Annotated in this window: 17 protein-coding genes; 3 read left to right on the top strand and 14 right to left on the bottom strand. The window is 63.6% G+C overall.

Annotation, left to right across the window (positions count from 1 at the left end; all coding sequences use genetic code 11):
- Positions 1–215: 215 nt before the first annotated feature.
- On the bottom strand, positions 216–884 hold the full coding sequence (locus ACS8YF_RS08930) for a GntR family transcriptional regulator (protein ID WP_440849874.1): 669 nt from the start codon (positions 882–884) through the stop codon (positions 216–218).
- A 162-nt stretch (positions 885–1046) separates the two neighbouring features.
- On the opposite strand from ACS8YF_RS08930, the gene ACS8YF_RS08925 reads away from it, so the two are divergent.
- Together ACS8YF_RS08925 and ACS8YF_RS08920 are read left to right on the top strand one after the other, a co-directional pair.
- On the top strand, positions 1047–2408 hold the full coding sequence (locus tag ACS8YF_RS08925; protein WP_440849873.1) for a glutamine synthetase family protein: 1362 nt from the start codon (positions 1047–1049) through the stop codon (positions 2406–2408).
- Positions 2409–2440: 32 nt separating this feature from the next.
- Entirely contained in the window at positions 2441–3748 is a 1308-nt protein-coding gene (locus tag ACS8YF_RS08920) for an NAD(P)/FAD-dependent oxidoreductase (protein WP_440849872.1), read from the top strand.
- Between the two features lie 323 nt (positions 3749–4071).
- Here the strand turns inward: ACS8YF_RS08920 and ACS8YF_RS08915 are convergent, their stop codons facing one another.
- From ACS8YF_RS08915 to ACS8YF_RS08905, 3 genes are all read right to left on the bottom strand, one after another.
- Positions 4072–5334, bottom strand: a complete 1263-nt coding sequence (locus ACS8YF_RS08915; protein ID WP_440849871.1) for a sensor histidine kinase — start codon at positions 5332–5334, stop codon at positions 4072–4074.
- A 62-nt stretch (positions 5335–5396) separates the two neighbouring features.
- On the bottom strand, positions 5397–6074 hold the full coding sequence (locus tag ACS8YF_RS08910) for a response regulator transcription factor (RefSeq protein ID WP_440849870.1): 678 nt from the start codon (positions 6072–6074) through the stop codon (positions 5397–5399).
- A gap of 395 nt (positions 6075–6469) precedes the next feature.
- Positions 6470–6733 carry a hypothetical protein gene (locus ACS8YF_RS08905; RefSeq protein ID WP_440849869.1) on the bottom strand — a complete coding sequence of 88 codons (264 nt, stop codon included), beginning with the start codon at positions 6731–6733 and terminating at the stop codon, positions 6470–6472.
- Positions 6734–7587: 854 nt separating this feature from the next.
- Between ACS8YF_RS08905 and ACS8YF_RS08900 the strand changes: the two genes are divergently transcribed.
- Positions 7588–8058, top strand: coding sequence for a hypothetical protein (locus ACS8YF_RS08900; protein ID WP_440849868.1), 471 nt, complete (start codon positions 7588–7590; stop codon positions 8056–8058).
- A gap of 613 nt (positions 8059–8671) precedes the next feature.
- Here ACS8YF_RS08900 and ACS8YF_RS08895 read toward each other — a convergent pair.
- From ACS8YF_RS08895 to ACS8YF_RS08850, 10 genes are all read right to left on the bottom strand, one after another.
- On the bottom strand, positions 8672–9409 hold the full coding sequence (locus tag ACS8YF_RS08895) for a PilZ domain-containing protein (RefSeq protein ID WP_440849867.1): 738 nt from the start codon (positions 9407–9409) through the stop codon (positions 8672–8674).
- Positions 9410–10084: 675 nt separating this feature from the next.
- Positions 10085–10735 (bottom strand): flagellar basal body P-ring formation chaperone FlgA, encoded by a 651-nt coding sequence (flgA, locus tag ACS8YF_RS08890; RefSeq protein ID WP_440849898.1) that lies wholly within the window; start codon positions 10733–10735, stop codon positions 10085–10087.
- Positions 10736–10776: 41 nt separating this feature from the next.
- Positions 10777–14265, bottom strand: a complete 3489-nt coding sequence (locus ACS8YF_RS08885; protein ID WP_440849866.1) for a hypothetical protein — start codon at positions 14263–14265, stop codon at positions 10777–10779.
- A gap of 16 nt (positions 14266–14281) precedes the next feature.
- Positions 14282–15502, bottom strand: coding sequence for a flagellar hook-associated protein FlgL (gene flgL, locus ACS8YF_RS08880; protein WP_440849865.1), 1221 nt, complete (start codon positions 15500–15502; stop codon positions 14282–14284).
- A gap of 28 nt (positions 15503–15530) precedes the next feature.
- Positions 15531–17465 carry a FlgK family flagellar hook-associated protein gene (locus ACS8YF_RS08875; protein WP_440849864.1) on the bottom strand — a complete coding sequence of 645 codons (1935 nt, stop codon included), beginning with the start codon at positions 17463–17465 and terminating at the stop codon, positions 15531–15533.
- Positions 17466–17509: 44 nt separating this feature from the next.
- Positions 17510–18394: a glycoside hydrolase family 73 protein gene (locus tag ACS8YF_RS08870; RefSeq protein ID WP_440849863.1), complete on the bottom strand. Its 885-nt coding sequence runs from the start codon at positions 18392–18394 to the stop codon at positions 17510–17512.
- Positions 18394–19500: a flagellar basal body P-ring protein FlgI gene (locus tag ACS8YF_RS08865; protein ID WP_440849862.1), complete on the bottom strand. Its 1107-nt coding sequence runs from the start codon at positions 19498–19500 to the stop codon at positions 18394–18396. The genes ACS8YF_RS08870 and ACS8YF_RS08865 overlap by 1 nt, the downstream gene beginning before the upstream one ends.
- 26 nt (positions 19501–19526) lie before the next feature.
- A complete protein-coding gene (locus tag ACS8YF_RS08860) occupies positions 19527–20225 on the bottom strand; it encodes a flagellar basal body L-ring protein FlgH (protein ID WP_440849861.1) in 699 nt (232 codons plus the stop codon).
- Between the two features lie 5 nt (positions 20226–20230).
- Complete coding sequence (gene flgG, locus ACS8YF_RS08855; protein ID WP_440849860.1) at positions 20231–21019, bottom strand: flagellar basal-body rod protein FlgG; 789 nt, start codon at positions 21017–21019, stop codon at positions 20231–20233.
- Between the two features lie 6 nt (positions 21020–21025).
- Entirely contained in the window at positions 21026–21778 is a 753-nt protein-coding gene (locus ACS8YF_RS08850) for a flagellar hook-basal body complex protein (protein ID WP_440849859.1), read from the bottom strand.
- Positions 21779–21824: the final 46 nt, after the last annotated feature.

The raw sequence follows: 21824 nt of genomic DNA, 5'->3' as shown, positions 1-21824 counted from the left end.
TGTGGTTAGGCGTCGTTGTTTGCCTGGGGCGCGGCGTGCTCGCGGGGCTCCGGCTACGCGCCGCTGCCCCCTGGTAGGTCGCCGCAGGCCGCAGGCCGTAAGCCGACACCGATGGTCGGCGTGGGGGCGGCCCGATCTCGTTCGGCGCGGGCGCGCCTGCCACGGGCACGGACCGGCCCATTTCGGAGGCACGCCGGGAACCGGCGCGCGGCATGTCAGCCGGCGGCTTCAAGATTGCGCCAATCCGCCTCGGTCAGCGAGCCGAGACCTTCGCGTACATCGGCCTCGATGGCAAAGCGCAGGGCCTGCGCGTCACGGGCAGCCACGGCACGCAGCGCCTCGACGTGTCGGTCGACGATGTAGTCGCTGCCGATGTGATGAATCGCCAGACGCAGAAAGGGCGAGAATTGCAGCCATACCGATTCGATCAACGGCATGACCGCCGAGGCATCGCCCACGTCGTAGAGCGAGAAGTGGAACGCGCGGTGGCGCTGCAGATAAGCGCGAATATCGCCGGCATTGATCGCGGCATCCACCTCGGCATCGAGTTCCCAGAGCCGTTCCAGATGCGCGGCGTCGATCAGTGGCATGGCGCGCTCGGCCGCAAAGGCCTCCAGATTCGCGCGCACGGCGCACAGATCCTGCAACTTCGCCGGGGTCATGCGCGGCACGCTGATGCGCCGATTGCCGTGCGCCTCCAGCGCGCGCTCGGCCACCAACCGGCGCAGCGCCTCGCGCACCGGCGTCGGACTGGTGCCGAGCATCTGCGCGACCCCCCGCAGCGTGACACTACGCCCGGGCACGAATTGTCCCGTCAACACAGCTTCCTTGAGCTGGAGATAAACCCACTCCTGACGCGTGATGCCGCCGTCGCCGAGCGTCACCGGTGCGATTTGCGTGTCATCGACGGATGCCTGGGAGGATGCCAAACGGATACCCAATTGACGCGATCGATGACTGAACTCTAGCAGAGCGATGAACAGACCGTTGCAGCCGCGCCTGCCGGTTGCTAATTTGTGATCACATTTTCAACACAGTCTACGCCCATGTCGCATGCCGACTTGCCGGCCGACGCCCGCGCCGTGATCGACGCGATGCCGAAGCTGGAATTCATCGAAGCCTATATCGTCGATATCAACGGCATCGCGCGCGGCAAGCGACTACCCGCCGCGAGCCTTGCGCGCGTGTACAGCAAGGGACTCAACCTGCCGGTATCGACACCGCTGCTCGATATCTGGGGCCACGAGGTCGAGGACACCGGCCTGGCGATCGCCTCGGGCGACGCCGATCGGCCCTGCCTGCCGGTCGAGGGTAGCCTGCGGCCCATGCCCTGGAGCACCCGGGGCGCGGCGCAGATGTTGCTGATGATGCACGAGCCCGACGGCAGCCGCTTTGCCGGCGATCCGCGCGCGATTCTCGCCGCCGTGGTCGACCGGCTGGCTGCCCGCGGCCTGACGCCGGTGGTGGCGACCGAACTCGAATTCCGTCTGTTCGAGGCCGAACCCGACGCCACCGGCCGACCGGTGCCGGCGCAGCTGTCGACCCGGCCGGGCCGGCGCTCGCAGCTCTATGGCATCGAGGAACTGGATAATCTCGACGACCTGTTCGGCGACATCGAAGCCGCCTGCGTGGCCCAGGGTCTGCCCATGGACACGCTGATCTCGGAACAGGGCGAGGCCCAGTACGAAATCAACCTTGAGCATGTCGGCGACGCCCTGCTGGCCGCCGACCAGACCATTCTGCTCAAGCGTACGATCAAGGCCTGCGCACGCCGCCACGGGCTGGCCGCGAGCTTCATGGCGAAGCCGTTCGGCGATTCCTCCGGCAATGGCATGCACGCGCACATCAGCCTGCTGGATGGCAACGGTGACAATATTTTCGCCGACGATCACAGCGAAAACGAGGCGCTGATGCAATGCGTGGCCGGCCTGCTCGAGACCATGGCCGAATCCACGGCCATTTTCGCCCCGCACGACAATTCCTTTCGCCGGTTCCAGGCGGCCAGCCATGCACCGCTCGCGCCGGCCTGGGGCGTGGACAATCGCACCACCGCCGTCCGCCTGCCGCTGGCCGAGCCGGCGGCCGCACGCATCGAACATCGCGTGGCCGGCGCGGATGCCAATCCGTATCTCGTGCTGGCGACCGTGCTGGCCGGCATGGAACACGGCATGGCCCGGCAGCTCGTACCACCGCCGGAGACCGTGGGCGACGCCTACAGCCAGCACGAGGCGTCGCTGCCCGATGCCTGGGGCACTGCCATCGAAGCGTTCGAGGAATCGCGCTTCATTGCCGAATACCTCGGCGCCGATTACCAGCGCTGGTACGCCGCGGCCAAGCGCCAGGAACGCGAGTGCCTGCGCGCCATCGTGCCGGCCGCCGAGTACGACGCCTACCTGCGTACCGTCTAGCTTTTCGCCCCTACGCGATTCGAGACCGACCCATGAGCCGAAACCCCGACATACAGAGTTTTCCGGCGCCCCACGCGCCCTCGTACTACGCCGCCACCGCGAATGCGGCACCGGAACGCCCGCCCCTGGCCGGCGCCGTGGATACGCAGGTGTGCGTCGTCGGCGCCGGCTTCTCCGGGCTGGCCACGGCGGTGTCGCTGGCCGAACGCGGCTACGACGTGGTGGTACTGGAAGCCAATCATGTGGGCTGGGGGGCATCCGGTCGTAACGGCGGCCAGATGGTCAATGGCTATTCGCGCGACCTGGACGTGGTCGAGAGTCGCTACGGTGCCGACGCGGCCAAAGCGCTCGGCGCCATGGCCTTCGAGGGCGCCGCCATCATCCGCGAACGCGTGGCGCGCTACGCTATCGACTGTGATTTGCGCGATGGCGGCGTGTTCGCCGCACTCAACAACAAGCAGCTCGACGAACTCAAGACCCGGGTGGCGAGCTGGCAATCCCACGGCCACGACGAATTGCAGATGCTCGACGAACGCAGCATTCGCGAGCACAGCAACACCGATCGCTACATCGGCGGCCTGCTCGACAAGCGCGGCGGCCACCTGCATCCGCTGAATCTCGCCCTCGGCGAAGCCGCCGCTCTGGAATCCCTCGGTGGCGTCATCTACGAACGCTCGCCGGTCACCCGGGTGCAGTCCGGCACGAAACCGACGGTACACACCCCCGGCGGCCAGGTGCGCGCCGACACGGTGGTGGTCTGCGGCAATGCCTATCTGGGCAAGGCCGTGCCGCGACTGCGCGACCGGGTGATGCCGGTGGCCACGCAGGTCATGGCCACGGAGCCCCTGGGCGCCGAAACCGCCCATCGCCTGATGCCGGCCGGGAGTTGCGTCGAAGACTGCAACTACATGCTCGACTACTACCGCATGAGCGCCGACCACCGGCTGCTGTTCGGCGGCGGCACGGTCTACGGTGGCACCACCCCGGCGGACATCGAGGCCAAGCTGCGCCCGCATCTCGCGCGGACCTTCCCCGAGTTGTCCGACGTGCGCATCGACTATGCGTGGTCCGGCAATTTCGCGCTCACGCTCACGCGCATCCCGCACATGGGGGAACTGGAAAACAACGTCTACTTCAGCCACGGCTACTCCGGCCACGGCGTGACCACCACCCATCTGGCCGGCCGACTGCTGGCCGAAGCGATCGCCGGCGAACGCGAGCGCTTCGATGCCTTTGCCGCATTGCGCAATTATCCGTTCCCCGGCGGGCGCCTGTTCCGCGTTCCGCTGTCGGTTCTGGGCTCCTGGTACTACCAGACACGGGAAAAAATGGGCCTGTAGACCAGCGTAGCCTGAATCAGACCCACCCGCGACGGCAGGACCCCGGCTTCGAGCGGCATGCCAGCCTGTCGGCCTGCGGCCGCGAAGCCGGCAGCCCCCCCTGTGCCCCTATAGGCCCCTGCGGGTCGGATCAGCCGAAGGCGTAATCCGACGGATCGGCCCCGAGCCACGACGGGAAAGCCGCGGTTTCAGGCGACGTACCGCCGAACTGTCGGCTGACGGCCCAAGTCGACCTACTGAGGCCGGCGGCTCCCTGCGGGTCGGATTAGTCGCAAGCGTCATCCGACGGATCGCGCCTGCACACCACTTGCGCTCCGGCACCATCAGCGGCCCGGCAACACCTCGGTCTGCGCACGGGGAGCCACCCTGGAATCGAGCAGGATCTCGATCCGCGTGCCCACGCCCAGTTCGCTGGCGGCATGAATCGACCAGCCCTGGCGGTCGCAGATCCGTGATACCAGATAAAGCCCGATGCCCAGGCCGGGGCTGTCGGCCGTGCGGTACTGGCGCTCGAAGATATGGGTGAGCGCGCCCGCGGGCAGGCCGCAGCCGGTGTCGGTAACGCAGATACGCTCGGGCGTGACTTCGACCGTCAGCCACCCGTCCTCGGTATGCCGCACGGCATTGTCGATCAGATTGTGCAACACGCTGTAGATCACGCCCTCGGGCAGCGAAAGCGGGGTCGAACGCGCCACCACCGACAGTTCGATCCGATGTGCGGCCATGGCGTCACGCTGATAGACCAGTACATCGTCCAGCACCACCGCGGCATCGCTGAGCGTTTCGTTCTCGCGCGGATGATCGCGCGCGAGAAACAGCAGCGCGGTGACCAGTCGCTGCATGCGCTCGCAGGCATGCCGCACCCGCTCGACCCGATTGCGCGCGCGCTCGTCGAGTTCCGGCATGTCGCCCAGCAGCTCGCTGGCATTGAGCGCGACCGCCAGCGGGGTGCGCAGTTCGTGACTGGCATCCTCGGTGAACGCCTTCTCACGTGCGATCGCCGCATCGAAACGCCCGATCAGTTCGTCGAAACTTTCGGCGATGTCGCGCATGTCGCGATCGCCGTAGTCGGCCGCGATCGGGGGGTTCGACAACCCCGGCTGATACGTCGACAAGCGTTCGGCCAGTCGGCGCACGGGGCGCAGGATCAGATAAGAAAAGCCGATGCCGATCAGCAGGGCGAGCACGATGACCACACTCAGCGTGGCCCAGCCCAGCGTCGCCAGCCGCTCCTCGAACTCCTTTACATCCTGCACCTTGACCATCATGTAGATGGACGTATCGCCCACGTCACGGCGCGCCGTGTAGTACTGGCGGTCGTGATAACTCACCACGGCATACTGATTATTGCCCATGTGCCGAAGCACCGGTGGCAAGGTCGGGTCGTGCGCCGGCGCATGGCTGACATAAACCCAGCCGGTCTGGCCGCGCCGGCCGCTGATGGGCACGCCGTGCTTGTAGTCCAGGACAAGGCTGGCCAGCTCCCGGTCGAGGGTATCGAACTGCAGTTCGTCCTGAAGAATGCCGACGAAGGCATAGATCGCGAGCGCAAAGCCGATACAGGCGGCGAATGCGATCGACAACATGCCGATCAGTACCCGCGTACGAAGCCCGGGCGCCGCGGACAGGGTCCGGCGCCAGCGGCGAATCACGTGGTTTCGAGAAGACGGTAGCCGACGCCATGCACGGTGTGGATCACCGGCTGTTCGGCAGCGGCTTCAAGCAACTCGCGCAACCGATGCACATGGCCGCGCAGGGCGGCATCCGACTCGGGCGGCTCGCCGTTCCAGATCTCGGCTTCGAAATCGGCGCGCGAAACCAGTCCGGGCGAGGCGCGCATGAGCATCTCCAGCATGGCGAAACCAATGGGCGTGAGATCGATCGGCTGATCGCGGTAGCGCACCACATGACTGTTCGCGTCCAGGCTGAGCGCGCCCACCGCCAGCGGCCCGGCGCCGACCGGCCGGTGACGCCGCACGATCGCGCACAGCCGCAGGTACATCTCGCGCAGCGAGAACGGCTTGACCAGGTAATCATCGGTCCCGGCCTCGAAACCCTCGATGCGGTCCTCGACCGTGTCGCGCGCGGTGAGCATCAGAATGGGCGTCGTGATGCCCTGCTCCTCGCGCAGCCGCCGGCACAGGGAAATGCCATCCAGGCGCGGCAGACGCAGATCGAGAATCAACGCGTCGTACGCTTCGGTCGTGCACAGCTGCAAGCCGATCCGCCCATCGCTGGCGTAATCGGGCTCATCGCCCTGTTCTTCGAGATACTCGCCCAGATTGGCGGCGAGCGTGGGGTCGTCTTCGACGATCAATACGCGCATCCGTGTCTCACATCCTCCATCGGGTGCCGTCGCGCGTCGACGCTGCAACGGGATCAGGGGCCCGCGATATCAATCCCGGCCCGGAGCGCCTTTGACCGCGACCAGCGACTCAAAGTTTTACTAGTTGAAGAATGAATCCACGCCGGTCAATCTGCAATGGTGCCGCAACGCGTGATTTTCGTCACTACGATACGACACCGGCCCCTGGTCCAGCCCCTCACGCCTGTGGCACGTACGTGGGCGTCGGAACAGTCGTGTTTGCGCTTGCAGTCGTCATGGCACTCGATATACAGCCCATCCCACAACGAATCGCGCGCGGGAATTTTCCCGGCAAGAAACAGCACGCCACCCGGCTGCAGCACAACGGCGATCCGGCGCACGAGCGCCCACCGAGTTCACCCGCAACGCGCGCTGCGATCGTCTGTCGCACCCGGTCGATGCATGTCCGGGCCATTGTCGATGGCCACGAAACACACGCCGGGCGGACACCCGGCCTGGCCGACCAAGGCCGCCCGCGTGGTCGCCGCCGAACAGCCGGGATCATAGACCCGACGGTCACCGTCCGATGGCAGCGAGCCCGCCCGTTCGGACTGCATGCGCTGGATTTCGTGGTAGAACAGCACACGCAGCGAGACCGTGGCGTCAAATACACCACCCACCTACGCATCGAGCGCGAAATCGGATGACCGCCGCTCCCCGTCGAAAGCCTGATCGGTCGAATCCATCAGATCAGCCCCGAGTCAGTCCTGGCCGGCATTCCATGGTCGCAGGCGCGGGCTCTCATTGAGAAAGCGCACCACACCATAGGCGAGCGCTATCAATAGGGGCGCCAGGCATCCAGCGAGCTCGCGCGCGCGGACTTGATCGCCAACAGAACGACCACGATCAACGCACCAACATTGAGAATAGAAAGCGCGACCTGAACCAAATCGAAAGCCGCCGACAACAGCGCGTAATCTCATTTACCGAGGGTCGGATCGGCGCCGAGAACCCGGGATTCACAGTCCGGATACCCGGAGTCCCGAGATGCAACCCGAATGTAATAATTCTGTGGGATTTTATACCCCGCGTGCTGCCGAGGTGCCGCAAAACGTCACCTCGCGGACAGAGGATGCCGAGATATTTACGGCGAAGCAATACGACAGACTTCCAATATGTAGTCTTATGAATCGAAGCGACATTAGTAATTGACGTTTTACGTCACATCGAATTAAGCTGAACTAGGATTTGGCAGTCGCTTTCCCAGCATGCAACTGCGAATTCGACATCCATCGCACATTGGCAGCGATCGACGAGCGAGGATTGTCGAAAGCGTGATTACTAACGTGGAGGGCGTTTAGTGAAGGGGGGACCAGAGAGAGTAAGTACGTGTGTGCAGCAGGAGAGCCTTGGCGATCTGGTGAGCACACATCATCGCTTAGCGTATGCCGATGATCGATGTATTTGCAGTCCATGCTATGCATTCGATACCGAACGATATTTGCTGCCCACAGCTCGATATCTTGATTGTCAGATGCTGGCGAAATCGGTTCTGCGGGGATGGCGAACTGACCAACAGGCCATTGACGCCGTGTATGACATCGCTCAGGACCGAGCGCTCCTAAACGACTATTACGCTATAGCGACACAGGACGCATACGAGCAGGCCGTGGCCACGATGGCCACTGTATGTGCAGAACACCTGCCCGCCTCATGGCCGGCTAATCCAGTGGCTTTCAACGGCATGCTTCGTCTAAGCCGCGATAACGCCATGGCCATGCACGTCGATGCGATGCTCGAGCGGGCAAGCGCATCAATGAATACCAACCGGTCGGGAGCGCTGGCCCCGGCTATGACGGAATCTCTGGCGCGCATCAGCCAGCTGCTCTATGCCGTGGACAAAGCTTTCAACGCGGCCGCGATCGTGCTCCTGTCGTTCAATATCGAACGCCATATCGCCGGGTTGATGCGCAATGAGGCGATGGCAATCCTTATGGAAGGCTAGGGCGCCTACCCGCCGCCGGCCACTCAACCCGAAAGGTCGTCTATGACGCCGTGAACGGTCATCTGGGCACGAGCGGATGCCCGGAATACCGGCTTTTGACGAGAATCGAATGGCCTAGGCAGCGATCCTGTAGTCCGGTCTGCGGTCGCCTTGATCTGTACGGCGTCGGCACGCACCTTGACCGGCACAATCTGCCCCGCGTGCACACGCGCGAATCGAGTGGCTGAGACTTGAGGATTGCCGGAACTCACCGGAGCGCGCAAGGCATGGCCAATGGCCACCTTGCGTTCATGTGCGAAGGCGCCGCCGTCGCCTTGCGTGTTGGCTGACTTCTCCAGCCCTTGATATCAGAGGCGTCGAGAATGACGCCCGCCTGCAGATCGTGAGCCGTAACAACAATACGGCGATAACCGGCTATTCGGAGATGTTACTGCCAAAGCGGTCGATATCAGAACGCAGGGGCTAATCGACGAAGTGTTCTTTCCAGCGCCGCGGGGTGCGGCTGGTCGCGCAGGCTGGCTCTTGGCGCGCTTGCGCCACCGCACGTTTTTCAGCCTGTGGGTAAACCGGTGACGCTCCGGACGAGCGGATCAGTCAGGCTTGCCGGCTCGGGTCATCGCTCCGAGTCGTCATCCTGTGTATACAAGGCGATGAAACGCTCGAGCGGTTCTAAAAATATGTCTGGCGGCTGGCGCCAGAAGCAACCGAAATCGCAGCTTTGGTCGTTGATTTGTTGCATCCAGGCGATGGTGATGTGGGTGCGCAGCGGATCGTTGGCCGTCGGTAGCGTGAGTGCCAGCTTTGCATTCAGTCGAGGCTCAAGCTCGGCGGCGTTGATTTCTCGTACTGAGAGCGAGAGCCGAATGCCGCTGGCGCTGATGTCCTTTACGACGGGATTGAGCCGCGTGCTCCTGCGGCCTGCGGACAAAGTGGCCTTCAAGCCGTCACCCGCCTCAACCGGGATTCGATCGTTAACGCGCTCCTCCTGCTTCCGGTAGACGGTATCGTCGACGTCAAGCAGATAGCTGAGACCAGCCTCCTCCTCGCGCACCTCAGCCACGACGGCGCGGACGCCGTAGCGCATGCCGTTATCCGACCAGTACAACGACAATTCGTCGCCGATGTTATGACGCGGCGTCGCGTGAGACGCGTTTATCGGTTGATCCAGTTCAAGCTGCATGACGCGTCCGCGCATCATGAGATCGATAATTCGGCTTGGTTCCACGTTCTCGAAGTTTGCGCGTATCACGTCCACGCGCACGGATAGTTGTGCCAGACGGTTCAGCACCCCCCGTGCCGCGGTGCCGCTCACGGCATTTTCGGATGAAAAAAACTCGGTGGATTGGCCCATAGAAACGGATCCCGTCTCAATTATAAAGGCATCGGCGCTGCCGCTTGGGATCTGGCACGCGCGCCAAAGATTGATTCGTGCTGGTACGACACTGTGCCAGAGATTTCCGTCGCTGATCGCGTACGGTTATGGATCCGGCATAAAATATCGCCATGCCGAATCGATGACTGCCAGTTCCCGGCCCTGGCATTTTCGTCGGTGGCGCCTGGCGTCAAGACAACGTTGCATCTAGGGCCTGTTGCCGTTTCGAGCAATGACGCGAGCCGCTGTGGGTCGTGCAGTCCATCACCACAACCCCGAGTTTTCGAGTCGGCAACTCAAAGCTCTGGGCATTCGCGCCTATTTGCCATAGCCGAGCCGGCGCGAACTCGGGTTGGCGTCTCCACCTTTTCGGCGCGCTGCTGCGATCTTTCGGTACGAGGTGATCGACCATGCGGCAGGCTCTAAAGGCAGAGCCTCGTCGAGTCGCGCCGCCAAAGGCGGTAGTTTACTTGTTATTACTCATAGTGACATTAAAACTTGGCCCACCCGTCAGATCAACCCTATCTCTATCAGTGCGGATGCGAGCAGCCGACACCGCTCATCTCGATCCGTCATTGGCACATTCAGGAAAAAGGCGCGCGACATCGCTCTACGCGCTGCGCTCAGCCACTGGTCCCTGTCTCCGCCGCCTTGTCAGCCTGAAAGGTTATCGATCACGCCGTGGCTCGTCACTTCGACCCGGTACCGTTTGCCTGAACTCGGGTTCTTGACCAGGATCGATTGCCCGACACGACCCTGCTGCAATGCGATGGCTGTGGCCTCGACTGATACAGCCTCGGAACGGACATGCACGGTCACCTGCTGGCCGGCATGAATCCGGACGGGCTGGGCAAGACTCGATAGGCGAATCGGCGTGCCGGCAGAAACGGGCGCTGTCAGCGTCTTGCCAAGGGCCGATTTCAGGCTATGCGCGACCTGGTGACTATCGCCTTGCCCGGCTGACGACCGGACCAGCTTGAGGTCCGATTTGGTGAGCGGCGTGCCAGCTGGCAGATCATGGGCCGCTACGGCGATTCGAGCCAATGAAGTCAGCGTCACCGGCACATAAAGCTGCCATCCCTGATCCGGACAGCTGACGCGCATATTGCGATAAGTGCCCTGCCCATAGAGACGCATCTGTAACGGCGCATGGCACGGCTTCATCTGCGTCAGGGCGTTGAGAGAGCCAACATGGGCCCGATGGCCGGGCGCCTGGTTTTCCACGACCTGCTGGATGCGGCGTTGGATTCGATCGTGGCGAGCGGCAGCCCCTGCCGACGCCGTACCGACCACGCCGAACAGCATCAGCACCAGGACGCAGGCGAACCCTCGTTGAAGCCCCCTATTCATCCGATCTTCCGGTACGCCCCCTCAGACGATGACGACGCATCGTCGAGTAGAAATGTCTCGGGTGACACGTCTTCCAGCCATCCGATTTGTTCCAGGGCCTTGCGGGCCTGGCGCCCAGTTTCGAGCAGCGCTTCGGTATCGCCCGTCAGCCGATCGAGGGTGCGCTTCCAGTCCTTGAACCGCGTGCCCACGCTCTCCACGGGGAGCGCCTCGATCCAATGTAACCGCTCATCGGCGACCAGCGCCGCGCCGACAGCCGCGCCACGGAGCAGCAACTGACAGTCCATCCACGTGGCCTCGCCGGCCGGACGAATGACCAGGTGCGGTGCCGCCTCGACGAACAGATCGCGCCAGCCCACTTCGTCCGTCGGGGCCGCACGCGTAGCAATCGGACCGTTATAAGTGCGTTCACCGCTTTGTACCACGAACCAGCTGACGTTCTGCATCTGCGTCATCAGTTCGGTGATCCAGTCCGGCGGCTCCCCCTCATCCACCCAGAGCACACGGATAGCACTCCGACCGCGAATCTCGAGATCGGCCACCTCTGCCCACAACCGCGAGGAAAGACGCGGCAACACCAACTCGGGCTGAATCCGGTTGTAGGACTGTTTGCGCAGGATGTCGCCCAGCACGGGCGACGTCGCGTAGACCCGCTCGGCCTGGGCCGCGATCGCCTTGAGCGGCGCATAGTCCCGGGGCGGACGCGAGTACAGAGCACGCCAGCCGGGGGCGTCGTCTTCGGGAATCTCGGATTCCGGATTGATCCGCAACCAGGCTTCGGGGGCGAGCCGGCGCAATTCGCCGGCCGTGATAGGCTCCGGCGCCCAACCCGCCAGGGTTTGGCCGCTCATGCGCGTGGCCCGCAACCATTCAACCGCGAGCTCGGCGCCCTCGATGGAACCACTCAATAGCGCGTACGGTGCGGTCCGCGGCACCGGCGGCACCAGGCCGGAAGCGGTGGTTGATAGCAACTCCCCCTGCAGCGCGAGCGCGGGGTGATGATAATCACTGCCGCCCACAGCAAGCCACTGACGAAGGCGGCTCTGCCGGTTGCTATCGTTGGGCTGGGCGTAAGCCGGCACCGTCGGGCATTGCACGCTCACCGAGCCGTCCCAGACCACGCGGTAGCCCTGACGGGCGACCTGGCGTGACAGATCCAGCCAGAGAGCGGCACCGGACAGCTCCGTGTCGAAGTCCAGCCCTCTGAACAGTTCGCCGCGAATTGCCAGACAGGGGGGCGCCACGCCATCGGCCTGCTGCGGACCGAGCAACCAGCCGCCCGGACCGGGATCCCCGGCGGTATGCCCGAGGCCGACGATGCCAACGCCGCCGCTGGCGCCCGCCAGCAACGGCCCTGCCATACGCCATTCGGCGGCATCGTCCGGATAGTCGGCGCGCGCGCCGACCAGCCCGATATCGCTGCCCGGAGCTGCCACCTTCGCCTGCATGTGCCCAAGCCATGTCGGGTCTTCGGTGTTGGCATCTAACGCCAGGAAGACCACGCTCTCGTTACCCACAATACCGGCGATATTCGCCAGCATTCCGGTCTCGTCGTCGGTGACGACGACATGAAAGTTAGGCGGCAGGCTGTCGGTACCGGACAAGGTATCCACCGCATCGCGGATAGCCGGCGCCATGCCTGTCGTGGTGCCGGCACAGACCAAGTGTTCGATAGGCAGCGCGGACAACAAACCAGAAAGCCGTTCAGCGACTAGATCCGACGCATGCTGGTCGTCCGAATTATCGCAGAGCAGAATCATCGACAACGGCTGATCCACTGGCTGATGCCGGGGCACCATTGAGCCCGGAATGGCCCCGTCATGCCATTCGATCTGCCCGACCTGATCCTGTCGCGCCAGGTGGGCATCGAGCGCGGTGCGGACATTCTGTCGCAGGATATCGGTCGCCACCGGCTCGCGCAGGCTGTGAGGCGCCCGCGTATAAAGCGCTTCCGGCAGCCGGCGGATGGCCCTGCCATCATCGTAGGCGCGCAACACCAAGTCGAGATCTTCGGCACCGGGCATCGCGGCGTCGAGCGTGCCACTGGCCTGGATGAAGGCGCGCTCGATCCAGACCCAGCTACCGATATAATGAAGCCCGCGCAGGCGTTCGATATCGAAATCGGGCTTATAGCGCACCCAGGGGTCGCGGTCGTTCCCGACGATCTCGTCGGTATAGATGAGTGTCGGCAAATTAGCGGCGTTCGCATACAGCCCCAGGCGCAGACAGGCATCGGGCTCGATAGTGTCGCCGGCGTCAATGACCGCAACGTAGTCGCAGGGCAGATCCAGCAGATGCCACCCCACCGCCGCGAGCAGCGATTCGGATTCGGCATCGACGGCATGCCAGCCGGCCCGCGTGGGGGCGTCCGGATCGACGGTCACGTAGCGGATTTCGGTGGCCGATCGCCACTGGTTGGCCAGCGACTGTTCAGTCTCGAACGCGGCCTCGACGCGCCCAGCCGGCACGGCCACCACCACGCCGATCGTCGGCAGTTCCGGCCTGCGCGCGGCGTCGGCTTCCAGCCGTTCGCGCTCGGCGATGTCAGTACGCTCGGACGGCCGCAGCGTCGAGCCGTCGGTGTGCTCGCGGGACGCTTCGTTCGCGGGCGGCGTCTGGGCGTCGCGCGGCCCGCCCACATGGGGGGTCACGGGAAGGCCGCTCGCCCCCAGCTCCTCGATCAGCGTGCAATACTCGTCCAGCCGACCACGCAGCGCATCGAACACCTCAGGCGCGGCGCGTTCCAGTGCGGCATCCCAGACATCCTGGACCAGGCCACGCAACATCGAGGGCGTCGTCTCCCGCTCAAGCGGGCTCGAGCGGCGCAGGCTGGGCGTGATGAACTGCGCGATCTTGCGTAAGTCCTGCGGCGACCGGTTCGGAAACGCGAAGCCGAGCTCATGGCTGATCCGGCGCATCGCCTGGGCGGAATCCTTGACCAGCAATTCGTAGTCGAGCATCACCCGGTCCAGATGACGGCTGTAACGCTCGGCATCGAGCACATGCGAGACCCAGAGCAACAGCGCGTGCGAACGGGACAGGTTGTTCTTTTTCTGTTGACTGTGTGCCACCACCCAAGGGTCGCGATAGATCTGGATGATACCGGGGTCCGTGCCGCTGACCCGCCGGGCGGCGTCTTCATAGATCGGCAGCAATCGACACAGATGCGGATGCTTGACCGCCCACACCGGGGAGTCGGCGTGATGCTGTTTCAACTCGCGCACGATGGCCTGGGTATCGGCGGCGGCATCAGGGCGTTGCGACCATTCCTCTGGCATCAGCCGGACATCGGACCAGTGGCGCGACAGGCGCTCGAGAATCTTGATGTCGAGCTTGATCAGCGCGGGGTTCTCGAAATAACCCCGCGGATTGTGCTCATTCTGTTCGGCGCTCCGAACCATATCCACGCCGGCAAGGTTGAGCGTGCCCGATAGCGCCGATGTGCCACTGCGGTAATAGCTCGCGATCAATAGCGCCTTCGACATGAGGCCTCCGATAGGGTTACAGGTACTTGAACAGACTCAACTGGCTGACCGATCCGAAGGCCTTCATGGCGTCGGTCAAGGCATTCTGATGCTGATTCAGCGCGGTGATGACCTTCGGGATATTCGCGTCAGTCGCCGACGAAATGGTCTGCTGGTCATTAGTCTGGATCGTGGCATTGCGATTGTTCGCATTGTTGATCGCGCGCAGACTCACCCCGATCGTGGCTTGCTGTGAGAGCATGCGCGTCCGGGTCTGGTTCAGATTCGAGAGCACCGAATTGATCTTCTGGTTGGCCTGGGCGCGTTGCGCGCCGCTGCCGGTCGACTGCGACAACGCCTGGCTCAGGTTGTCGATGGTAGTGAAAACGCTCTGCTGACGGCTGGGGTTGAGCGAGAACTGGTCGCCGGCCTGGGGCGACCCGCTCCACTTGACGTTCATGCCCCCGAGTTGAAGGCTCATGTCCTGGGAGAAATTGCCGGATGACACGGTGGAGCCGCCCTGCTGAACCGTGTACGCCAGCCCCGACGGACTGGTGCCGCTGCTGGCGATCTGGATCGTGTACGCGCCGCCGCTCTGACGAAACGAAGACGCCGCCGACTGATTGGTAATGCCGGTCAGCGACAGGGTGGCATCCCCGGTGTTCGATGCCGCCGCGCTCACGGTCCCGTAGCCATTGCCCTGGGGCACACTGGCGAAGACCGTGCCGGACAACACACTCGTGACTGCCCGGTTGGTGGAGATGTGAGTCGACCCGCTCCCGCCATCGCCGTCATAGCTGACGTTGCCGGCGGCGTCCTGCGTGAACGGCTGCTTGGCCCCGGCGGTGCCGGCGAACAGATAGCGCCCGTTACTCTGGGTGTTCGCCAGACTCAGCATCTGCTGCTTGGCCGAGGTCACCTGCTTGGCCAATGCGGCCCGGTTGCTCGAACTGGTGCTGCCATTGAGCGCCTGCAGGGTAATGGATTGCACATTCGACAACAGCGTGAGGGTCTCATTGAGCGTCGAGCTGCCGAGATTCAGTTGGTTGCTCAACGTCGAGTTGTCCGCGGTGTACTGCGACAGGGCCTGCGAATTGGCCTGCACCCGCTGTGCGCTCGCGTAGGCCACGGGTCCATCGGACGGTTTGGAAACCGACTTGCCGCTGGCGAGCTCCTGGTTGAGCTTACTGACCGTGCCACGCTGCTGCTCAATGCCGTTGAGCGTGTTGCGGTAAAACGTCTGTGAGGTGATACGCATGACGAATCTCTCTAAGGTCCTGGCCGCACTAGGTGGCGCTGAGCAGGGTCTGGAATAATTGGTTGACGGTGGAAATCGCCTTGGCCGACGCCTGATAGGCCTGAGAGAAACGCTGGATATCCCCGGCCTGCTGGTCAAGTGATACACCGGAGACCGCACTCTGGGCCTGCTGCGCACTCTGAACGCTGGCCTTCGCGTTGGCCTGGCTGTTCTGTGCTGCCTGTACTGACGTGCCGACCTGGGCCGTGACCTGCGACCAAGCATCGGTGAGACTCGCCCCCTGCACCGTAGCGGCACTCTGGAGCGCACCCAGCGCATCGGCGTTTTCGCCGCTTTGGGTGCCGCCGGGTGAGAGCGTGAAGCTGTCGCCGGCCGCGGGCGTGCCCTGGATATTCATCTGCCAGTATGGCGCCGGGCTCGCACCGGGATAGTTGATGTCAACTGCCCCGCCGCTACTTGGCGAAAATGTGCCGGTGGACACGGTCGTTCCGGTCGAGGGCTGCACAACCTTGTAGTTGCTGCTTGAAGTGAACTTGACCTGCAGGCTCTGGCCGAAATAGCTGGAGCCAACCATGGCTGCGCCCAACGGCAGGCTGGTGGTCGTGTGTCCCGCGGAAACCGTGCCATTGCCGGCGTTGTTGTTGTTGAGGGCGCCGGTCGCGCCGTAGGTACCGGCTTCACCGACATAAGGGGCCGCCGCGGCGATCGCCTTCGGATCCGCAGTTGTCATCTGGATATTGGCGGCGGCACCGTTCACCGGATCGATGGTGAAACTGTCACCCGACGTTGCACTGCCCGACACCGCGACCTGAATGCCGTCGAAGTTGAGCGCGCTGCCGGATCCGACATTCTGCGTCTTGCCGCTGACCTGGTTCGTGGCCTGCCAGTTGCTGCCGTTGTAGGTCAGCTGGAACGGACCGCCGTTGCTGGGCAGTTGCGTCGGATCATTGAGCGTAGCTGACAGGGTTTCACTGCCACTGTTGCTGCTCTGCGGCACAATCGAGGGCGTGGGCAGCGTCATCAGGGGGCTGCCCTGGTTGCCGTTGAGATTCAAACCCTGCGCCTGCTGGCCGTTGATCACGCTTGCCGTGATCGCGGCGAAACGATTGACTTGCTGCAGCTGTTGGCTGGCCTGTGTCTGCGCCTTGAGCACCCCGCCGATCTGGCCGGTCAAGGCGCCGCTGGGAATCGTGTGGCCGTCGCTCAGCTGAACGACCGGCGCCTGCCCCGGCAAGTCGATGAACTGCATTGCCTTGGCGCCGGAGCCGTTGAGCAGCACATGGCCGCGCACCCCGAGGCGTACCGTACCGTTGGCATGCCGGATCACATTCACCCCAACGAGCGCCGAAAGCTTCTGCAGCGCGGCCGATTGCTGATCCAGCAATGCATTCGTATTCTGTCCCGAGCGATTGCGAAGCGACTGGTTGATCTGCGCGAGGTTCTGCACGATCTGGTTGGCCTGCTGGGTCAGATTCGCGCCCTGCTGCGACAGGCTGGATATGCTGCCGCTGACACTTTGCGACAACGTGTTGAACGTGCCGGTCAACTGCTGACCGTCGGCGATCAAGGTCTGGCGTGTCGGGATGTCGGAGGGGTTGGAACCGACCGCCTTGGCATCGGAGAAGAACTGATTGAGGCTGCTGGAAATACCGCCGGATGAACTGAAGTTTGATTGCAGGTTGGTCAGCGCATTGACCAGTGAATCGGCCTGTCCCTGGCTGGCATTGGCCGCACGCAGCCGGGTATTGGCGAACTGGCTGACGCTGCGGTTGATGCCGGTGACGTTGACCCCGGTGCCGGCCGCCTGATCGACGCCTTCATAGCGCGTGGCCAGTGCAGCCGTGCGCTTTGCGTAGCCGGTGGTATTCGCATTGCTGACATTCTCGGATATGGCATTGAGCGCCGAGCGATAGGCTTCGAGACCGCTCAAATCCGTTCCTAATACGCCGCTGAGTCCTGCCATGATGTCCTACCTCGTAAAAACGGCCGCGACGAACACGCTGCCACCTACCCTCTATTCGTCACCGAACCCGAATTCTTAACCGCGGCCATAATCTGGCGCATACGCGGCGAGTTCGCCACCGCCTCGATTTTCGCGGCATAACGCGGGTCGGTCGCATAGCCGCTGTCCTGCAGGGCACGGGCGTAACCCGACACGGTGCCCTGGCCCACCGCCTGCGCATGCCCGCTCTTAAGTACGGAGACGAAATCCTGAAGCGCATGACGGGCCGAGGGATACTGCTGGAATTGCGAGCGCACCCGGCGCATGACGCCCTGCTGGAATTCGTGGGTGAACGCGCCGAATGAATCCCCGCCACCGTGGGCCTTGACGCCGAGCAGGTTGTGTCCAGTGGCGTGCCGGCCCCAGCCGGTCTCCAGCGCCGCCTGAGCTAGCAGTGCCTTGGCCGGCACGCCCAAGGCCTCGGCTGCTGACTTGATCTCATGCCATATCTTGTGGACCCATGACTGCGGATCGGATGATGACGCGTCACTGGCCGGTGTCGGCGCGCTGGACGAGATGGCCGGGCTGGCCGGGCTGGCCGCCGATGATCCCGCCTGAGCCGGGAGCGCGCCGGACACTTGCGCCGACTGAGCAGATGCGGCCTGTGGCCCCATCAACTGAGACAGGGTGGTTTGCGTCAATGCGCGATCGGCCCCGGCAAAATCCTGGCTCGCCACCTTGCGCCACATCATGCGCTGGTAGACTTGGCCGCCATAGCCCGTGGTCGACGGCCCCATCTTGACCGACGACATGGCCTGCGCGACCTCGTTCCACAGCATGCCTTCGAACTTCTCGACCACCTGTTGCATGCGCTGACGGCGGCTGGCCGACGCCCCCTTCCCGGCATCGGCCGCCGACAAACTCATACGGGATGACGCGATATCGGTCATCATTCTACCTTCACGTGGGCCTTGAGCGCGCCGGCATCCTTGAGCGCCTGCACGATGGCAATCAGATCCGATGACGTGGTGCCGATGGCATTGAGCGCACGCGCCACCGCCCCGAGCGTGGTGGCGTGCGGCAGCTTCACGACATGCGCGTTGCTCTGGCCGGCGGCCACATTGGCATTGGTCACACCCGCAGTTTGACCATTGCTAAATGGCCCGGGCTGCGAGACACCGTTCCGAGCCTGGACCCGCACGGTCAGGTTGCCGTGTGAGACCACGGCGGGGCCCAGCTGGACCCCTGCGCCCATGACGATGGTGCCGGACTGCGCGTCGATCACCACCTGCGGCGGGCGTTTGCCGGGATTGACCTGCAGTTGCATCAGTCGCGACATCTGCGCGACGCGGTCGGGGCCGAGATGACTGACCACCACCTCGCCGGGCGATGTGGCATGCGCCGTATTCGGCCCGAACGTCTTTTGGATCGCGCCGGCGATATGCGCCGCGGTGGTAAAATCCGGTCGATCGAGCAGCAGTTTGGTCTGGTCGTGCTGCTGAAAGGACGCGTGAATGGTTTTGGCAAGGATGGCGCCGCCGGGAATATGACCGACCGTCGGCGTATTGACCCGCGATGACGACCCGGCCGCACTGGCCTCATAGCCGCTAACCAGAACGGCACCCTGCGCCTGGGCGTAGACCGCCCCGTTACCCCCTTTGAGCGGGGTGGGCAGCAATACGCCGCCATTGATGGACTTGGCATTGCCCATCGCCGACACGGTGACATTCAGATGCTGTCCGCGGTGTTTGAATGCCGACAGCTGGGCGGTGACCATGACCGCGGCCACGTCCCTGGGCTGCATGTAGGAGTTGCCCTGCAGGCGGACCCCCATCTGACGCAACATGTTCTTGATCGACTGCTGAGTGTAGGGAACCTGGGTGGTCTGATCGCCGGTGCCAGGCAGGCCGACCACGAGGCCATAACCGACCAACTGGTTGTCGGGCGCCCCGGATAAGCTGACCAAGGCCTTGATCGTCTGAGCACCGGCCGGCGGGGCGACGGCAAAGACCATGAGCAGCGTGCCGACCCATCGAGGCAAAGTACGTTTCCGCATCGTATTCCGTCCGGGTTTGGAGTCCATCAGAACGGCCAGATCTTGTTCAGCACATTTTCCATCCATGGCACCCGCTGCGCCGTCTGCATCGCGCCGGTGCCCACGTACTGTACGTTCATGTTGGCGAGATTATTCGACGAGACGGTGTTGTTCGGGCCGATGTCCTGTTGACGCGCGTAACCCGTGATCTGGATCGTGCGCACCTCACCGTCGATGTTCACGTCCGTGCGCCCGCGCAGCGACAGCACTCCATTGGGCTCGACTTGCGTCACCACGGCCGTGACCTGCCCCTGGACCTGATTCGAGGCGCTGGTCTGGCCCTTGCCCTTGAACTGGTTGTTGCTGCTGGTGTTGAACGAGGGTTTGAACGGCGAGCCGTTCAGGGAACCCACCGTCAACGGCACGCCGAGGAACGCCGACACGCTGTCGTTCACCGAGGATTGACGCTGGAGTTGGGCGTTGTCGTTCGCGCTCGCCGTCGCATTCTGGGCGATGTTCACCGTCACCAGATCCCCAGACCGCCAGAACCGATGGTCCTGAAACAGGGACACGTGCGAGCGCGAGGAAAATACTAGCCCGCCCGTTGCTTTCGGCGAACTCTGCGGTTTCACCGGCATGGCCTGCGGCTTGAGATAGGCATGCTGAGCAGGCGGGTTGGTGGCACAGCCAGCCAGCGCGGCCAGCGCGGCCAGCGTCAGAACGGCTCGAACGAACGCGCTGGGCATTGGCGTTACGGCCCCATCTGAGCGAGGTAGTTCATTTCATTGTCGGCGCCGTGCGCCGCCTCGGTGCCCAGCTGATAAGCGCGCTGCGAACTGATCAGCTTGACCATCGAATCCACGATGTTGACGTTCGACTGCTCGACAAAGCCTTGTCGCACACTGCCGATGCCATTGGTCTGCGGCGGGCCGACCTGGGGCGGGCCGCTGGCGTTGGTCCGCATGAACAGGTTACTGCCCTGGGGCTGCAGGCCCTGCGGATTCACGAAGCTTGCCAGCTGCAATTGGCCGACCTGCTGGGCCTGACTTGAGCCCGGCAACGTCACCGATACGGTGCCGTCAGTGCCGACGGTGACCGACTTGGCATTGTTCGGAATGTTAATGCCGGGTAGTACGGTATAGCCGTCCTGGGTGACCAGTTGGCCGTTCTGATTGAGCTGCAACGAACCGTCGCGGCTATAGGCGGTCTGCCCGTTCGGCATCTGGACCTGGAAGAAGCCGCTGCCGTTGATTGCCATGTCCAGCGGATTCTTGGTCTGCTTGAGATTGCCCTGGGTCTGGATCTTCTTGACGCTGGCCACGCGCGTCCCGGTACCGAGATCGAGCCCCGACGGGTAGACCGTATTGTTGGTCGATTGGGCGCCGGGTTGCACTTGGTTTTGATAGAGCAACGACTCGAACTGTGCCTTCCCCCGCTTGTAGCCGGTAGTGTTGACGTTGGCGAGGTTGTTGGAAACTACGTCCATGTTGGTCTGCTGGGCCTGCAGCCCTGTCGCGACCGTCGAAAGTGCGCGGAACATAAGCGTCTATCCTTGACTGATAAGAGAATTGAGGCCGCTGGCCATCGACTCCGTGCTGTGCACCAGCTTGGTTTCCATCTGGAACGAGCGGGTATCGGAAATGAGCTGGGTCATGGCCTTGACCGCACTCACGTCCGAGCCCTCCAGGTAGCCCTGCTTAACTTGTGTACCCGTAGCTTGCTGGATCGGGGCAGCGTTCTTGGGCACTGCAAAGCGGCTGTCGCCGATGCGCTTGAGGTGGCCCTGCGGTTTCTGGGCAATAAACAGCTGATTGAACTGCTGCGCCTGCTGATTGCCCTGCCCCGCCGGCACACCGGAAATCGTGCCATCACTGCCGATCACCATATGCTGGAGTTTGGGCAGGCTGATCGGATTCTTGTTGGCGCCGAGAACCACGCTCCCGGCGCTGTCCCGCACCAAACCGTTCTGGCCGCGATGGAGCCGGCCGTCGCGCGACAGGGCCATCTGACCCGATGCGGTGCGGGTCAGCAGCCACCCCTTGCCATTGAGCGCCACATTCCATGGCGAACCGGTGCGATTGATCGCACCGGCCTGGCGCGAGTAGCCACTGTCCTGGGTCACGACATCGGACTGGCCGGCGTCCGGGGCGGGCCCCACCAAGGGCACGCTGCGCAGGTTGCCGACCTGGGCGCGAAAACCCGTGGTGTTGGCGTTGGCGAGATTGTTGCTCTGCAGAGCCTGCCGATAACTGGTGGCCTGCAGCCCGCTCATTGCGCTATAGAGCGTCGGGGAACTCAAAGCGAAGATCCTCCATAACAGTACCGATGCCAGGCTGCCGGAGTCG

Origin of the sequence: Salinisphaera sp. SWV1 (assembly GCF_052044155.1) — a bacterium.
Lineage (GTDB): Bacteria > Pseudomonadota > Gammaproteobacteria > Nevskiales > Salinisphaeraceae > Salinisphaera.
The sequence above is the reverse complement of the archived record's forward strand: the minus strand, read 5'-3'. Positions and strand labels throughout refer to the sequence as shown.

Excerpts from the sequence above, each read along its gene's own strand:
- ACS8YF_RS08875 (WP_440849864.1), bottom strand. The coding sequence starts at position 17,465 with ATGGCAGGACTCAGCGGCGTATTAGGAACGGATTTGAGCGGTCTCGAA.
- ACS8YF_RS08870 (WP_440849863.1), bottom strand. The coding sequence starts at position 18,394 with ATGACCGATATCGCGTCATCCCGTATGAGTTTGTCGGCGGCCGATGCC.
- flgG (WP_440849860.1), bottom strand. The coding sequence starts at position 21,019 with ATGTTCCGCGCACTTTCGACGGTCGCGACAGGGCTGCAGGCCCAGCAG.
- ACS8YF_RS08900 (WP_440849868.1), top strand. The coding sequence starts at position 7,588 with ATGCTGGCGAAATCGGTTCTGCGGGGATGGCGAACTGACCAACAGGCC.
- ACS8YF_RS08885 (WP_440849866.1), bottom strand. The coding sequence starts at position 14,265 with ATGTCGAAGGCGCTATTGATCGCGAGCTATTACCGCAGTGGCACATCG.
- flgA (WP_440849898.1), bottom strand. The coding sequence starts at position 10,735 with ATGCTGTTCGGCGTGGTCGGTACGGCGTCGGCAGGGGCTGCCGCTCGC.
- ACS8YF_RS08865 (WP_440849862.1), bottom strand. The coding sequence starts at position 19,500 with ATGCGGAAACGTACTTTGCCTCGATGGGTCGGCACGCTGCTCATGGTC.
- ACS8YF_RS08860 (WP_440849861.1), bottom strand. The coding sequence starts at position 20,225 with ATGCCCAGCGCGTTCGTTCGAGCCGTTCTGACGCTGGCCGCGCTGGCC.
- ACS8YF_RS08910 (WP_440849870.1), bottom strand. The coding sequence starts at position 6,074 with ATGCGCGTATTGATCGTCGAAGACGACCCCACGCTCGCCGCCAATCTG.
- ACS8YF_RS08895 (WP_440849867.1), bottom strand. The coding sequence starts at position 9,409 with ATGGGCCAATCCACCGAGTTTTTTTCATCCGAAAATGCCGTGAGCGGC.
- ACS8YF_RS08915 (WP_440849871.1), bottom strand. The coding sequence starts at position 5,334 with ATGTTGTCGATCGCATTCGCCGCCTGTATCGGCTTTGCGCTCGCGATC.
- flgL (WP_440849865.1), bottom strand. The coding sequence starts at position 15,502 with ATGCGTATCACCTCACAGACGTTTTACCGCAACACGCTCAACGGCATT.
- ACS8YF_RS08925 (WP_440849873.1), top strand. The coding sequence starts at position 1,047 with ATGTCGCATGCCGACTTGCCGGCCGACGCCCGCGCCGTGATCGACGCG.
- ACS8YF_RS08920 (WP_440849872.1), top strand. The coding sequence starts at position 2,441 with ATGAGCCGAAACCCCGACATACAGAGTTTTCCGGCGCCCCACGCGCCC.